The sequence below is a fragment of the Polaribacter gangjinensis genome (assembly GCF_038024125.1).
GTDB lineage: Bacteria > Bacteroidota > Bacteroidia > Flavobacteriales > Flavobacteriaceae > Polaribacter > Polaribacter gangjinensis.
In genome coordinates this window covers 1,407,773-1,424,255 of record NZ_CP150662.1, presented here as the reverse complement: position 1 = coordinate 1,424,255, position 16,483 = coordinate 1,407,773, and the positions used below count along the sequence as shown (strand labels likewise).

Below are 16,483 nucleotides of genomic sequence, written 5' to 3'. Positions count from 1 at the left end.
AATTCACAAATACATGAAAAAATCTATTTTATTCTTCGCATTGTGTGCGATTTTTTTAGGAACAAGCTCTGATATTACAGCGCAAAAATTTGTCAAAATTGATGCAAGTCCTATGGATGCTGCAGCTTTTCCATCAAATTGGAGAGAAGCAAACAAATTGGTAAAAGTAGTTTATAGTCGCCCTCAATTAAAAGGGAGGACTATAGACAAGTTAGCGCCAAATGATAAAGTTTGGAGAACAGGAGCTAATGAGGCTACAGAAATTACATTTTATAAAAATGTTGTTTTTGGAGGAAAAGAAGTTGCTGCAGGAACCTATACATTGTTTACAATTCCAACAAATGAAGATTGGACAGTAATTTTAAGCAAACAAAAAAATGTTTGGGGTTCTTATTTTTATGATGAAAAAGACGATGTTGTAAGAGTTAAAGGAACAGTTACGACTTCAGAAGAGCCAATTGAAGCTTTTTCAATTGTTTTTGAAGGAGAAAATAATGATGCAACCATGTATTTAGGTTGGGGAAATAAAATAGTTTCTGTGCCTGTAAAAGGATAATTTCTTAAATACCTTTAAAACGAAAGCCTCAAAATATTGAGGCTTTTTTTATGTATTAAAATTTGTAAGTTTTGTGAAAATAATAAAATGAAAAAGCCTTAAAAATCTTATGATTTTTAAGGCTTTTTGCGGTCTGGACGGGACTCGAACCCGCGACCCCATGCGTGACAGGCATGTATTCTAACCAACTGAACTACCAAACCGTTGCTACCAATAGTGGTATTGCGGATGCAAATATACTCTTGTTTTTATTTCTGACAAAGAAAATTATAAAAATTTTCTTCTACTTATCAAATAGTTTGTGAGCACTGTGTTAAACCCACTTTTAATATCAACAGCAACATAATCTATTTTGTATTGTAAGCATTTATTTTTCAATGCTTTAAAGTAGTTTTCAATCAATATTTTGTAGCTACTTTGAATATTTTCAGCATATAAATCTATAGATTCTCCTGTCTCAACATCTACTAATTTTTTGGGCGAATTGTCAAAATTGAAGTTCAATTCTAATTCAGCATCATACGTGTGGAATAAAACTACCTCATGTTTGTTGTATTTTAAATGGCGCAAAGCTTCAAACAAAGCTTCACTTTCGTGATCTGTTTGAAACATATCTGTAAATAAAAATATCAAAGATCTTCTGTGTATTTTTTCTGCAATTTCATGTAAATATTTATAAGTATCTGTAGTTGTTTTAGAGGTTGAAACCAATAACTGCTCTAATTGATGCAACAACATTTTTCTGTGTCGCTCACTGCCTTTTTCAGGAGCATAATATTCGTAGGTATCTGAATAAATACTCAATCCAAAAGCATCTCTTTGACGTTTTAAAATTTCCATCAAGCAAGCTGCAGCAACTGTAGAAAATCCAATTTTATTTAAAGAATCCAATTTTTGTGATTTTACGATCGGAAAATGCATAGATGCTGAATTGTCAATGATAATATGGCATCGCAAATTGGTTTCTTCTTCATATTTTTTGGTATATAATTTTTCGGTTTTTGCGAATAATTTCCAATCAATATGTCGCGTGCTTTCGCCTTTGTTGTATAATTTGTGTTCAGAAAATTCCACTGAAAATCCATGAAACGGACTTTTATGCATTCCTGTAATGAACCCTTCTACAACTTGTTTTGCCAACAAATCAAGGTTTTTTATTTCTGAAGTTTGAAGTTGAGATAATTCCATATTATTTTTTGATGCTTTGAGCTCTATTTAAATTATCTGTAGTTTGTTGTAGTTTTTTCAATAAAATAGGATTGTATTTTGGGTTTTCATTCAAAAAATCCTGTAGAATTTTATAGGCTTCTTTCGATGAATAGTTACCAATAGAACTTGCTAACCATCCTTTTGGAAAGAAAATATCGCCAGTTAATTGTACTTCTTCTAATTTTTCTAAAATTGATTTTAGGTGTTTTACTGATGATTTTTGACGCAAAGGATGATGTAAGTTGTTCAAAGCAACTTCAACCCAAGATTCATTTTCTCTGTTTTCTTTTTTCAAAAGTGATTTCATAAACGAATCACGTACTTTTTCATCTGCAGAAAGTGAAGGTAACAACCATTTAAAACGCGCTAATCTGTCTTGATTTGTAATGTTTTTAGCTTGCTGTTCTAAAATTTCTGATGCTTTTGGATGTTCATAAATTGCCAATACCATCGCTAATTTTGTAAAATCATTTTCATTCAAGAAAAGATTGTCAACTCTTTTTTTGTTGCACCAAAGTTGGTATAAAATTTCTTTTCCATGATTGGAAATTGCGATTGATTCATACAGTCCAAAAATAGTTTTTTTGATATTTGCAGGTAAATTACTTTCAAGCAATTTTAGTAAATTTTCTTCCGTAATTTTTTGTACTTCTTTCTGTTGATTGTCAGTCAAAAATGTCCAATAAATAGTTTCTAAAACTCTCGATAAATAGCTGCTTATCAATTCGTTTTTTTCAGATTTTATGGCTTCTAAAAAGATGTTGTACGTTTCAGTTGCTGAAATTTTTTGAAGCAACATATTTTCATATAAATTGATGATTTGATAGCCTCTAGAAACTTCATTCGAAAGGTTTTTATATTCGTGAATTTTATCTTTATAAATTGGAAAAACACCATAACCAAATCCGTTAGAATTGTAAATAATTTGTCCCGGTTTAAAATCTTTTACAGCAGATGAAATATCAAAAGATTTTCCAATATTTTTAAGATTGATGGTTTTTTCATAACCTCTTTCATCCTTTAGCATGATTGAAAATGATTGTGTCCAAATTTTATTAGAACCATCTTCTGCTTTTTGATGAATCACAAATTTGGTCACATTTCCTTTTTCATTCAATTCAATTTCTTCATAAAAAATGGGTCTTCCTGATGAATTTACCCAAACATCACTCCAAGATTTCAAATCTCCAGCAAAATTTTCATCTAAAATTGATACCAATTCTTCCCAATCTGCATTGTTATTTTCATAGGATTTGAGATACTTTTGAATGCCCTTTTGAAACAATTCTTCACCCAGCAAAAACTCCAATTGACGCATCATAATTGGTGCTTTGTTGTAAATGATTCTTCCATAAAGCGAACCAGCATCTTTTAAATTCGCTAAATTTTGACGAATGCTATTGGTGCCTTTTGTGCGATCTTCAGAATAAGCACTTGGATAATGCGTCATCATAAAACTCAGATTATGATTGATTTCAGGAAACTCAGGATTTACGATTTTATCCGCCATAAAATTGGCAAAAACTTCTTTCATCCACACATCATTAAACCATTTCATAGTCACTAAATCGCCAAACCACATGTGAGCAGTTTCGTGCGCAATGAGTTTTACACGACCTAAAAGTTGATTTTGAGTGGCATATTTATCTAAAAAAAGTGAAGATTCTCTGTATTGAATAGCACCAACATGTTCCATTCCACCATATTGAAAAGGCGGAATTGCCGCAAAATCCATTTTTTGAAATGGGAATTTTATTTGAGTATAGTTTTCTAAATACGAAATAGCATTTTGATGCAATTCAAATATTTTATTGACACTTTCTTCAATTTTTTCAGGATTGTTTTCTCGGTATAAAAAGCGCATGACAAACTTGCCAGGATTTTTTGTGATTTCAGAAAAATTACCTGCCACAAATGAGAATAAATAAGTGCTCATTAAATCGGAAGTTGCAAATTTATGTTGTGTAAAATCGCCTTTTTCGATGGTTTCTTTTTCAAAAGCACCACACATCACTTTCCAATCTTTTGGTGCTGTGATAGTTAAATTATATTTCGCTTTGATGCCTGGTTGGTCAAAGCATGGAAATAATGTGCTTGCTCTGTCAGGAACCAATAAAGTGTATAAAAAATCGTCATTTCTGTTGAGTGATTTTTCACCAGCATTAAAATGAATTTCAATCGAATTTTTGCCTAAATTCAGTTGGTTTTTATCTATAATGAGATGCTCTTTTTGGTGATTAATCTTTGCATTTTTCTTATTGACTTTTAGAGATTTTAATTTGGAAGTTTTTTCATTAAAATCCAAAATTAAGTCATTTTCAAGATCATTAATAGTGATTTCAAGATATAAAGAAGATGGAATTGGAGCCGTTTTTTCTCTCGGAATTTGAAATTCTAAATTGTAAACAACTTCTGAAATTTGTTGTTTTCTGTATTGAGCAAGTTCATAAGAAATGCCTTTTTCAATGGTAACTTTATGGTTTTTATTATTACAAGAAATTGCAATAAAAAAATAAATTAAAAGGAAATAAAAGTATTTCATGAGTTGATTTTCAATCTATAAAAATAAAAAAAGGTTTGACCTAAGCCAAACCTTTTGCAATATATAAATTGTTAATTACTACTATAAAGCAGCATCAATTTTACTTGTATATACATTTTTTGGAGCAACACCCACTTGTTTGTCAACAACTTCACCGTTTTTAAAGATTAAAACAGTTGGAATATTTCTAACCCCATATTTAGCTGCAAACTCTTGATTTGCATCTACATCTACTTTTCCAATGATTGCTTTTCCTTCGTATTCTGCGTGAATTTCGTCAACGATAGGACCTACCATTCTGCAAGGACCACACCAAGCAGCCCAAAAATCTACCAATACTGGTTTGTCTGATTTTAATACAACTTCCTCAAAAGTTGCATCTGTTATTTCTAATGCCATTGTATGTTTGTTTTATTTAATGAATTGATTTCTTGATTACAAAAGTACGTAAATTATTTACTTACAAGATTTCAAAAAATTGCTTTTCCCTATTTGCCTATCAATTCAAGCTATGCTTACATTTAGAACAATTCTTTTGCGATTTCGCGAATATTATCACTTTTTCCCATAGAATAATAATGCAAAACTGGCACTCCAGCAGCTAACAATTCTTTAGATTGTTGAATTGCCCATTCAATGCCAACTTGCCTTACTTGTTGATTTGTACTACATTTTTCAATTTCTGATATCAAAGTTTCTGGTAAATCAATTCTGAAAACTTGCGGTAATAATTGCAAATGACGTTTAACAGCCAACGGTTTTATGCCTGGAATTATGGGTACAGTGATTCCCATTTTTTTGGCAGCTTCCACAAATTCGAAATATTTATTATTATCAAAAAACATTTGAGTAACAATATAATGTGCGCCTGCATCAACTTTTTCTTTCAAGCGTTTTAAATCAGTTTGTAAAGAAGGCGCTTCTAAATGTTTTTCAGGATAACCAGCAACACCAATACAAAAATCTGCTTTGTTGTTTCCTTCAACAACATCATGCAAATATTTTCCACGATTCAAATCATGAATTTGAGCAACCAAATCTTTGGCATATTCATGACCACCTTCAATGGGTTCAAAATATTTTTGATGACTCATGGCATCACCTCTCAAAGCCATTACATTGTCAATTCCTAGGTAATGACAATCTACCAAAACATATTCAGTTTCCTCTTTGGTAAAACCTCCACACAACACATGAGGCACAGTATCCACATTGTATTTGTGTTTTATTGCAGCGCAAATTCCCACTGTTCCAGGACGCATTCGAGTGATTTTTCTGTCTAATAATCCATTGCCTTTGTCAATATAAACATATTCTTCTCTTGATGTGGTAACGTCTATAAATGGAGGTCTAAACTCCATTAAAGGATCAATATTATTGTATAATTCTTGAATGCTATTGCCTTTTTTTGGCGGAATAATTTCAAAGGAAAACAACGTTTTTCCGTTTGCATTTTTAATGTGATCTGTTACTTTCATAATCCTCCCTTAATCCCTCCAGAGGAGGGAAATTTATGCTCCTAAAACTCTTTTTTAATGAATAAAGAAGCTGTTTAATTTTATTTTATCTTACAAATTCGTTTTTGTTTTCCAAAACCAGTTCCTTCCCTTAGGGAAGGTTAGGATGGGTTTTTATTCTTCTGCTAATGAAGGGAATAACCATTTTTTTGCTTTTTCTAAGGAAATTCCTTTTCTGTTTGCATAATCTGCAACTTGATCTTGAGTGATTTTTCCCAAACCAAAATATTTGGCTTCTTCATTTGCAAAATAATATCCAGAAACTGCTGCTGCTGGCCACATTGCCAAACTCTCTGTTAAAGTAACACCAATCTGATTTTCAACGTCTAACAAATTCCAAATGGTTTCTTTCTCTAAATGATCTGGACAGGCTGGATATCCTGGAGCTGGACGAATTCCTTTGTATTTTTCTTGAATAAAATCATCGTTTGTCAATTGTTCATCCTTTGCATAACCCCAATGTTTTGTTCGGATTTGATGATGCAAATATTCTGCAAATGCTTCTGCAAAACGATCTGCAATGGCTTGCACCATAATTCCGTTGTAATCGTCTTCTTTGGCTCTGTAACTCTCTGCGAGTTCTTGCGCTCCAAAAATTGCGACACAAAATGCACCCATATAATCTGTTTTTTGAGATTCTTTAGGAGCAATAAAATCTGCCAAAGCAATGTTTGGAATGCCTTCTCTTTTTGATAATTGCTGACGCAAGGTTCTAAAAACAGCAATTTCTTTTTCTTTTTTGTAAATGGCAATATCATCATCATTGATGGTATTTGCCTCAAACAATCCAAAGATTGCTTTGGGCTTTAATTGTTGTTTCGAAATGATTTGTTGTAGCATTTTTTGAGCATCTTCAAACAATTCTGTTGCTTGATTGCCAACAATTTCATCTGTTAAAATGGCTGGAAATTTTCCATGCAAATCCCAACTTCTAAAAAATGGACTCCAATCAATATAAGGTACCAATTCTTTCAAACTGAGTTGTTCAAAAACTTGAATTCCGAGTTCTTTTGGTTTTACAATTTTTGAGTTTTTCCAATCTATGGCATATTTTCTTTTTCGAGCTTCTGCAATAGAAATGTAATTTTTTTCTTTACCTCGTTTTAAAAATTGAATTCTGAATTCATCGTATTCTTTTTTGAGATTGGCAACATATGTTGAGGATGTTTTTTTATTTAATAAATCGCCAACAACAGTTACTGCCCTTGAAGCATCATTTACATGAACCACCGCATTTTTATATTGAGGGTCGATTTTTACGGCTGTGTGCGCTTTTGATGTTGTTGCACCACCAATTAATAAAGGAACTGTAAAATTTTGACGTTCCATTTCTTTGGCTAAATACACCATTTCATCCAAAGAAGGTGTAATTAATCCACTCAAACCAATAGCATCTACATTTTCTTTTTTGGCAGTTTCAATAATTTTTTCAGGAGGAACCATCACTCCTAAATCTACAATTTCATAGTTATTACACGCCAATACAACACTCACAATATTTTTACCAATATCATGTACATCGCCTTTTACAGTTGCCATCAAAATTTTTCCAACAGGTTCTTGTTTGTCAGATTTTTCAGCTTCAATAAATGGATTTAAATAGGCTACCGCTTTTTTCATCACTCTAGCTGATTTTACAACTTGTGGTAAAAACATTTTTCCGGCACCAAATAAATCGCCCACAACATTCATCCCAATCATTAAATGTCCTTCAATAACATCAATTGGTTTCGTTGCTTGTTGTCTTGCTTGCTCAACATCTTCAATAATAAAAGCATCAATTCCCTTGACTAATGCATGTGTAATTTTATCTTGCAAAGAGCCTTCTCTCCAAGATAAATCAGCTGTTTTTTCAACAGATTTTCCCTTAACGGTTTCAGCAAAATCGAGCAAACGTTCAGTTGCATCTTCGCGTCTGTTAAGGATTACATCTTCAACGCGTTCTAATAAATCTTTCGGAATTTCATCATACACTTCTAACAAAGCAGGATTTACAATTCCCATATTCATGCCAGCCTGAATAGCATGATATAAAAACACTGAATGCATAGCTTCTCGCACAGTATCATTGCCTCTGAACGAAAAAGAAACGTTGCTAACGCCCCCACTTACAGAAACATTTGGCAAATTTTCTCTTACCCATTTAGTAGCTTTTATAAAATCGAGTGCGTTTAATTTATGTTCCTCCATTCCTGTGGCAACTGGAAAAATATTCAAATCGAAAATAATATCTTCAGGTGGAAAATGAACTTTATTGACCAAAATATCATACGAACGTTTGGCAATTTCTATACGTCTTTCATAATTATCAGCCTGACCAATTTCATCAAAAGCCATAACAATTACTGCAGCACCATATCTTTTAATTTGTTTAGCCTCCCAAATAAATTTTTCTTCACCTTCTTTCAATGAAATGGAATTCACTACACATTTTCCTTGCACAACTTGCAACCCTGCTTCAATAATTTCCCATTTTGAGCTGTCAATCATGATAGGAACTTTTGAAATATCAGGTTCAGCAGCGATTAGATTTAGAAAGCGAATCATGGCCTCTTTTCCATCAATCAAACCATCATCCATATTGATGTCGATAATTTGTGCACCACCATCAACTTGATGTCTTGCAATCTCAAGCGCTTCATCAAATTTTTCATCTTTAATCAATCGCAAAAATTGACGAGAACCAGCAACATTTGTTCGTTCACCAACATTTATGAAATTGCTGTTTTCATTTAAAATCAGAGGTTCTAACCCTGATAAGCGCATGTATTTTGTTTGCTTCACTTTCATTAATCTATCAGTTCTAAAACTTTACGAGGCTTGTATTTTTGTGCAATATTTGCAATAACTCTGATATGTTCAGGAGTTGTACCACAACAACCACCAATAATATTGATGAGATTTTTTTTGAGATATTCTTCAATTTGTTCGCCCATTTCTTCAGGAGTTTCATCATATTCTCCAAACGCATTTGGCAAACCAGCATTTGGATGTGCAGAAATTGCAAAATCCGTTTTGTTTGAAATTGCTTCTAAGTGAGGTTGTAATAAATTTGCTCCTAATGCACAATTAAATCCAACAGATAAAAGCGGAATATGAGAAACAGAAATCAAAAAAGCTTCTGCAGTTTGCCCAGAAAGTGTTCTTCCTGAAGCATCTGTAATAGTGCCACTCAACATGATTGGGACATTAATTTTTCGTTCTTCTTTAACTTCTTCAATCGCAAATAAAGCTGCTTTGGCATTTAAGGTGTCAAAAACGGTTTCTACTAATAATAAATCAACTCCGCCATCAAGTAAAGCTTCCACTTGTTGTTTGTAAGCAATTCGCAAATCGTTGAAAGTTACGGCTCTAAATCCTGGATCATTTACATCAGGAGACATGCTTGCTGTTTTGTTAGTAGGACCAATAGAACCTGCAACAAAACGAGGTTTTTGAGGTTCTTTTGCTGTAAATTCATCAGCAACTTCTCGTGCAATTTTTGCAGATTGAAAGTTTAGTTCATAAACCAAATCTTCCATTTGATAATCTGCCATAGCAATTGTTGTTCCTGAAAAAGTATTGGTTTCTACAATATCAGCACCAGCTTCAAAATATTTAGCATGAACTTCTTTGATTGCTTGTGGTTGGGTAATGGAAAGCAAATCATTGTTGCCTTGCAATGAAGTTGGATAATTTTTAAAGCGTTCGCCCCTAAAGTCGGCTTCAGTAAATTTATATTGTTGAAGCATGGTTCCCATAGCTCCATCTAAAACTAAAATTCGCTCTTGTAAAGCTTTGTATATGTTTGACATTTTTGATGTTTTTAATCAATTTGTCATCAGGAAAGTGTGAGATTTCGCTGTTATCTGTCAAGAAAATGCCAATTTAAAAATAGCCATAACTTGTAGAATGTAGCACCTTTTCTTTTTAAAAAAGGAGGTTGCTAAGGTTTCAACGGGTCTAATCCCTCTGCCTTTCGTGATAACGTTTTGTAAGTGTAAGAACTCGCTGCAAAGAAACGTAATATTTTTTTATTTGCAGCCTGTATTGGATTTAAAAATTAGTTTTTATCAAACAAATCCGAAGATAAATAACGATCACCTCTGTCGCAAACAATGGCAACAACTACTCCCTTTTCTAATTTTTCAGCAACTTGAATAGCACAAGCAATGTTACCACCACTACTCATTCCTGCGAAAATTCCCTCTTCTTCAGCCAATCTTTGTGTCATTGCTTTTGCCTCAGCTTCTGTAACTTCGTACACTTCATCAACCTTTTTTCGATTAAAAATAGCAGGAATATAATCTCCTTCCCATTTTCTAATTCCAGGAATTTTAGAATCACTATCAGGCTGAACACCTACAATGGTGATGTTTTTATTTTTTTCTTTTAGATAATCAGAAACGCCCATAATGGTTCCTGTTGTTCCCATAGATGACACAAAATGAGTTACTTCACCTTCAGTATCTCTCCAAATTTCGGGTCCTGTAGTTTTGTAATGCGCTTTGGAATTGTCAGGATTATCAAACTGATTTAATCTGTAATATCCTTTTTTATATTTTAATTTTAGTGCGTAATCTCTTGAGCCTTCAATGCCTAATTCAGCAGGAGTTAAAATTACTTTTGCACCATAAGCACGCATGGTTTGAACCCTTTCAATGGTTGAATTTTCAGGCATTACCAACACCATATTTACGCCTAAGACTTTTGCCATTAATGCCAAAGCAATTCCCGTATTTCCGCTAGTTGCTTCTACTAAAGTGTCGCCTTTTTTGATGTTTTTTTTATTGATTGCTTCATTTATCATGTTGAAAGCTGCCCTATCTTTTACACTTCCTCCAGGATTGTTTCCTTCTAGTTTCAACAACAAAGTAACTCCGTCTTTTTTAAAAATATTTTGAACCTCTACTAAAGGGGTATTTCCTACAAAATCAATGATGTTTTTTGTCTTCATAATCCTTCTTTTTTAAATATTTTATTTTCGTATTGTACAGTTACTACCGAATTTTTTTCGATAGATTCTCTGATACAAACGTTTGCGCCAATCACTGAATTTTCACCAATCACAACATTTCCTCCTAAAATAGTAGCATTTGCATAAATGATAACATTATTTTCGATTGTTGGATGCCTTTTTGTGGATGCCAAACTTTTTTTCACTTGCAAACCTCCTAAAGTTACACCTTGAAAAATTTGCACATTATTTTTGATGATGGTGGTTTCACCAATGACAATTCCAGTTGCATGATCAATGAAAAAAGAATCTCCAATAATTGCTCCAGGATGAATATCTGTTCCAGTATATCTGTGAGCAAATTCGCTCATCATTCTTGGTAAAACTGGTACATTCATTTGCAATAATTGATGGCTTAAACGATATACTGCAATGGCATAAAAGCCAGGATAAGCTAAATAAATTTCTTCTAAACTTTTTGCTGCAGGATCATTTTTATAAGCAGCTTCTGCATCTAAATCTAATTTTTGACGAATCAATGGAAATGAATTTTTATAAGATGTCCATAAAGTGTCACCTTCTTTAATACGAAGTCTTTCTAAAATTTTCAGAAATTTTTCTTCAGTTTTTTTTCCATGAATTTCTTGATATTGTTCATCAAAAACACCATTTATGAGTTCTTTTGTAAAATTTTCAACAGCATCTCTTAAGCACATACTGTAGTTTTTTACTGTCGAAAGTTCAATAGTTTCTTTCATATTTTCTTATGATTCAGGTGCTAACGTTACTTCTAAACCATCCAAATTTGGAGTCATTTGAATTTGACATCCTAATCTGCTATTTTCTTTTACATGAAAAGCTTCTGCCAACATTGCATCTTCATCATCAGACATTTCTGGTAATTCGTGATTAGAATTTACGTAACATTGGCAAGAGGCGCACATTGCCATTCCTCCACAAATACCAATAGTTCCTTCTTCAGCAAGTTCGTATGAACGAACCACTTCCATCAAATTCATAGCCATATCTGTAGGTGCAACAACTTCGTGAGTTATTCCATTTCTATCCGTAATTTTCAGTTGGATGTCTTGCATGTTTGTTTATTCTAATTTGTCGCAAAGTTACTGAAACCTAACAAGAATTTTATCAATCTATAGATTTAATTACCGCTTTTGGAGCTTCTTTTCTTGTACCATCAAAACCTTCAACTCCACCAACTGTGGTGTATTTCATTACGTATTTTTTATCTGGAAAAATGCGTTGATAGGCGCTTTGACACATTAATGTTGCTTCGTGAAATCCGCATAAAATCAATTTTAATTTCCCTGTATAGGTATTTACATCACCAATAGCATAAATTCCAGGAATGTTGGTTTGATAATCTAAAGCATTGTTCACTTTAATCGCATTTTTTTCGATTTCTAAACCCCAATTCGCAATCGGACCTAATTTTGGTGACAATCCAAAAAGCGGAATAAAATGATCAGCATCAATAATGAAATCATCAAAACCTTCTTTTTCTACGACGACTCCTGTTAATTTTTCTTTGCCCAAAAGTGCTTTTACTTCAGCTGGAGTTATCAATGTAATTTTACCTAAATTTTTTAATTCTTGTACTTTTTCAACAGAATCTAAAGCACCTCTAAATTCATTTCTTCTATGGATTAATGTAACTTCGGAAGCAACATTTGTTAAAAATATTGACCAATCTAAAGCAGAATCTCCACCTCCAGAAATAACCACTTTTTTATTGCGATACAATTCTGGGTCTCTAATGATGTATTCTACACCTTTGTCTTCAAAATCGGCAATGTTATCAATTAGTGGTTTTCTAGGTTCAAAACTCCCTAAACCACCAGCAATAGCAACAACTTTTGCGTGATGTTTAGTGCCTTTATTGGTTGTTACAATAAAGGTTTCATCTGCTTGTTTTTCTATGGTTTCAGCACGTTCACCCAAAGTAAACCCAGGTTTAAATTGCTTGATTTGTTCTAGCAATTTATCAGTCAAATCACCTGCTAAAATTTCAGGATATGCAGGAATATCATAAATAGGTTTTTTGGGATAAATCTCAGAACATTGTCCTCCAGGTTGTGGTAACGCATCAATTAAATGACAGCGTAATTTGAGTAAACCTGCTTCAAAAACTGTAAATAATCCTGTTGGACCTGCACCTATTATTAAAATATCTGTTGTAATCATTTTTTTTAATGCTTTATACTATAAGCTTTTTGATAATTGCAGAAAGCTAAAAATTATTTTATTTTTCTACTAAACTCTTTGTGAATTCATTCAATTTTTCCACTTTCTCCTCAAAATTTCCTTTGATTGTTTTTCTATATTTATTCAAATTTTTTACCAAATCATCAATATTATCAGGAATTACATCCTCGAAAAATTGACGTAATCTTTTGGCTGTTGTTGGCGATTTTCCATTGGTTGAAATGGCAATTTTTACATTTCCTTTTGTGACAATTCCGCCCATAAAAAAATCGCAGTAAGGTGGATTATCAGCAACATTTACTAGAATATTTTTCTCTTTGCAATCGTGATAAACTTGAATGTTTACCTCCAAATTATCGGTAGTTGCAATCACCATTTGTTTGTTTTCTAGATATGATTTTTGATACGAATCATGAATCATATGTAGTTGAAATTTTTCAGCCAATTCTTTAGTTTCTTCTCTAAAAAATGGCGCAACCAACGTAACTTTTGAATTGGGACTAGATTTCAATAAAAAAGAACATTTTTCAAGTGCCACAAATCCACCACCAACAATTAAAATTTCTAATTGATGTACTTTTAAAAAAATAGGATAGAGTTCGTTTTGTTCCATAATTTTTATGAATTATAAGCAACAGCTACTTGCTCTTGAATGTGTAAAATTGATTCACGATGACGCACAACTTCTCCTAAAACGATGATTGCAGGATTACTTAACTCTTGATTTTCAACAACTTTAATAATTGTGTCCACAGTTCCAATTCCGATTTTTTCATCAGCAGTTGTTCCATTTTGAATGATGGCAACAGGCAATTGATTTTTTCCTTGAGCTTGAAATAATTGTACAATTTGGGGCAATTTACTCATGCCCATCAACACCACAATTGTAGCATTTGATTTTGCTGCCAATGCAATATCTGCTGATAATTCGTGTGTTTTTGTAGTTCCAGTTATTACCCAAAAACTTTCAGAAAATCCACGTTTAGTTAAAGGAATATGTTGCGTTGCAGGAACAGCCAAAGCTGATGAAATTCCTGGAACAACAGCAGTTTCTAATCCGAATTTTGCAGCGTATTCTAATTCTTCTGCACCACGTCCAAAAATGAAAGGATCACCACCTTTTAAACGAACAACATGTCCAAATTTTTGCGCACGAGCCACAATCAATTCATTGATTTGTTCTTGTTGATAGGCATAACAACCTTTTCTTTTTCCAACAAAAATGAGTTCAGCAGTTGGATTTGCATACTCCAAAATTTCTTCATTTACGAGTGCATCAAACAAAATAACATCTGCAGTTTTTAAAACTCTGATGGCTTTCAAAGTGATTAATTCTGCATCTCCTGGACCTGCACCAACAACCGTTAATTTTGGATTTTTAAATATCATTTTTTCTAATTATTATTTTGCAACTGCAAGTGATTCAGCTCTATAGCTTCTTACTTTTTTTAGAAAATAAAGAGCATCTTTTGTATATTTTTCTGAAAACTCAGCTGATGGTTCGTGTTGTTGAATTTGATAAATCAATGCTGAAAAACTAGTTTGTAATTCTATTTTTTGAGAGTTAATAAAGTAATCATCAAATTGTTGAATGATGCTTGCATGTGAATTTGTACTGATGTCCTCTGCCAATAACAATGCTTTTGCAGCATTTACCAGTGCTGAATATGAATGATAAATTGCGCTTGGAAAAATCTTATTTTGATGACATTCTTTTGCTTTTTCAATTTTTTCTTCACTTTCTAAAAACAAGGTTTCTATCAAATCAATGACAACTCCTGCACATTCTCCAATACCAATTTCTTGCACATAAGTTTCGTTATTTCCCCAGTCAATAAAATCATCTGGAGACAAATTGGATGCATCTTGCAAATCGTTTAAAAAATCATAAAAATATTTTTTCCCTTTTTCTTTATAATATGTTGTAAAATCAATTCCGTTTGCATTTTGTTCAAAATCATTTAATATTCTACGCAATGCCTCAGGACCTCTTTTACTAGGGATTTTTACAACTTTATCAGCAAAAATGCCATTTCCATTTCCTAAATTTCCTCCACCTAATAAGACTTGTAAAGCAGGTGCAACTAGTTTTTCTGGAGTTCTGACAGACATTCCTTGGAAACCAATATGCGCCATATTGTGTTGTCCACAAGCATTCATACAGCCACTAATTTTAATAACCAAATCTTGATTATTTAAAAACTTTGGATAGTCATTTTTGATAACATCTTCTAACTTTTCTGCAATTCCTGTGCTGCTTGCAATTCCCAAATTACAAGTATCTGTTCCAGGACAAGCTGTGATGTCTACAACTTTATTGTATCCAGCTTCTGCAAAACCTAACGCATTTAGTTCGTTATAAAAAAATGGAATCAAATCTTTTTTTACAAAGGGAATTAATAAGTTTTGACGCAATGAAAATCGGATTTCTGATGCTGCATATTTTTCAACCAAATCAGCCAATTTTCTGGCAACATCTGTAGTGAAATTTCCTAATAAAACTTTTACTCCAATTGCTACAAAACCCTCTTGTTTTTGAGGAATGATGTTGGTTGATTTCCAAGTTTCAAAGGCTTTTTCATCAGTAATAGTTGCGTTAGGAATTGTTGAAATAGTTACTGGTTTTGAGTACGAATAATTTTCTGCATCAATTTCAACGGTTTTAAATTCGATGGCATTTTGTTCAGCATCAACCAATTTGATGAATTCTTCCAAACCAATATCATTGATTAAGAATTTTAAACGTGCTTTTCCACGACTTTTACGCTCTCCATATCTGTCAAAAACCCGTAAAATTCCCTCCATAGTTGGAATGATTTTGTTGGATGGTAAAAACTCATACAACACATCTGCATGACGTGGTTGTGAACCTAAACCTCCTGCAATCATTACTTTAAAACCATGAATTCCATTAGAAATTTTAGCAATAAAACCCAAATCATGCATGTAAGAAAGTCCTGAATCTGCATCAGAAGCTGAAAAAGAAACTTTGAATTTTCGTCCCATTTCTTGACAAAAAGGATTTCTTAAAAAGAATCTAAAAACGGCATCTGCATAAGGAGAAACATCAAAAGGTTCGTCAATATCAATTCCTGCAGTTTCAGAAGCTGTTATATTTCTAACCGTATTTCCACAAGCTTCACGTAACGTAACATCGTCTTTTTCCAATTCAGCCCACAATTCAGGGGTTCTGTTTAAATCAACATAATGAATTTGAATATCTTGACGTGTAGTAATGTGCAATTTTCCGGTGGAATATTCATCAGAAACTGCTGCAATTCGTCTTAATTGTTTGCTGTTTACTTTTCCATAAGGCAATTTGATGCGGATCATTTGAACGCCTTGTTGACGCTGACCATAAACGCCTCTTGCCAAACGCAAACTTCTAAATTTTTCTTCATCAATTTGTAGATTATTGTATTGTGCAATTTTATCTGCCAATTCAATAATATCTTTTTCTACAACCGGATTTTCAATTTCTGTTCTAAAACTTCTCATAC

General features: G+C 32.8%; 14 protein-coding genes, 1 tRNA gene and 1 riboswitch. Of the genes, 1 reads left to right on the top strand and 14 read right to left on the bottom strand.

Translation table 11 applies throughout. The annotated features are described in order from the left end of the window. Positions 1 to 13 precede the first annotated feature (13 nt). A complete protein-coding gene (locus WHA43_RS06390; protein ID WP_105046264.1) occupies positions 14 to 556 on the top strand; it encodes a DUF2911 domain-containing protein in 543 nt (180 codons plus the stop codon). 129 nt (positions 557 to 685) lie between these two features. Here WHA43_RS06390 and WHA43_RS06385 read toward each other — a convergent pair. The 14 genes from WHA43_RS06385 to WHA43_RS06320 form a co-directional block, all read right to left on the bottom strand. Further along, positions 686 to 759 (bottom strand) — tRNA-Asp (locus tag WHA43_RS06385). Between the two features lie 64 nt (positions 760 to 823). Then, complete coding sequence (locus WHA43_RS06380) at positions 824 to 1,744, bottom strand: DUF58 domain-containing protein (protein WP_105046263.1); 921 nt, start codon at positions 1,742 to 1,744, stop codon at positions 824 to 826. A 1-nt stretch (position 1,745) separates the two neighbouring features. Continuing rightward, positions 1,746 to 4,307, bottom strand: a complete 2,562-nt coding sequence (locus WHA43_RS06375) for a M1 family metallopeptidase (protein ID WP_105046262.1) — start codon at positions 4,305 to 4,307, stop codon at positions 1,746 to 1,748. Between the two features lie 81 nt (positions 4,308 to 4,388). After that, entirely contained in the window at positions 4,389 to 4,706 is a 318-nt protein-coding gene (trxA, locus tag WHA43_RS06370; RefSeq protein ID WP_105046261.1) for a thioredoxin, read from the bottom strand. A 122-nt stretch (positions 4,707 to 4,828) separates the two neighbouring features. Then, positions 4,829 to 5,785, bottom strand: coding sequence for a methylenetetrahydrofolate reductase [NAD(P)H] (metF, locus tag WHA43_RS06365; RefSeq protein ID WP_105046260.1), 957 nt, complete (start codon positions 5,783 to 5,785; stop codon positions 4,829 to 4,831). A gap of 153 nt (positions 5,786 to 5,938) precedes the next feature. Next, entirely contained in the window at positions 5,939 to 8,614 is a 2,676-nt protein-coding gene (gene metH / locus WHA43_RS06360) for a methionine synthase (protein ID WP_105046259.1), read from the bottom strand. Further along, a complete protein-coding gene (locus WHA43_RS06355; RefSeq protein ID WP_105046258.1) occupies positions 8,614 to 9,618 on the bottom strand; it encodes a homocysteine S-methyltransferase family protein in 1,005 nt (334 codons plus the stop codon). Before WHA43_RS06355 ends, metH begins: the two co-directional genes overlap by 1 nt. Positions 9,619 to 9,665: 47 nt before the next feature. Then, positions 9,666 to 9,794: riboswitch (SAM riboswitch) on the bottom strand. A gap of 72 nt (positions 9,795 to 9,866) precedes the next feature. Beyond that, positions 9,867 to 10,760 (bottom strand): cysteine synthase CysM, encoded by an 894-nt coding sequence (gene cysM / locus WHA43_RS06350; protein WP_105046257.1) that lies wholly within the window; start codon positions 10,758 to 10,760, stop codon positions 9,867 to 9,869. Continuing rightward, positions 10,757 to 11,518, bottom strand: a complete 762-nt coding sequence (gene epsC / locus WHA43_RS06345; protein ID WP_105046256.1) for a serine O-acetyltransferase EpsC — start codon at positions 11,516 to 11,518, stop codon at positions 10,757 to 10,759. Before epsC ends, cysM begins: the two co-directional genes overlap by 4 nt. 6 nt (positions 11,519 to 11,524) lie before the next feature. Further along, positions 11,525 to 11,854 (bottom strand): 2Fe-2S iron-sulfur cluster-binding protein, encoded by a 330-nt coding sequence (locus tag WHA43_RS06340; protein WP_105046255.1) that lies wholly within the window; start codon positions 11,852 to 11,854, stop codon positions 11,525 to 11,527. Positions 11,855 to 11,906: 52 nt separating this feature from the next. Next, positions 11,907 to 12,962 carry an NAD(P)/FAD-dependent oxidoreductase gene (locus tag WHA43_RS06335; protein ID WP_340828624.1) on the bottom strand — a complete coding sequence of 352 codons (1,056 nt, stop codon included), beginning with the start codon at positions 12,960 to 12,962 and terminating at the stop codon, positions 11,907 to 11,909. A gap of 58 nt (positions 12,963 to 13,020) precedes the next feature. Further along, on the bottom strand, positions 13,021 to 13,596 hold the full coding sequence (locus WHA43_RS06330; RefSeq protein ID WP_105046254.1) for a precorrin-2 dehydrogenase/sirohydrochlorin ferrochelatase family protein: 576 nt from the start codon (positions 13,594 to 13,596) through the stop codon (positions 13,021 to 13,023). A gap of 5 nt (positions 13,597 to 13,601) precedes the next feature. Further along, on the bottom strand, positions 13,602 to 14,372 hold the full coding sequence (cobA, locus tag WHA43_RS06325; RefSeq protein ID WP_105046253.1) for a uroporphyrinogen-III C-methyltransferase: 771 nt from the start codon (positions 14,370 to 14,372) through the stop codon (positions 13,602 to 13,604). A 12-nt stretch (positions 14,373 to 14,384) separates the two neighbouring features. Then, complete coding sequence (locus tag WHA43_RS06320) at positions 14,385 to 16,481, bottom strand: HEPN domain-containing protein (protein ID WP_105046252.1); 2,097 nt, start codon at positions 16,479 to 16,481, stop codon at positions 14,385 to 14,387. Between the last annotated feature and the right edge of the window lie 2 nt (positions 16,482 to 16,483).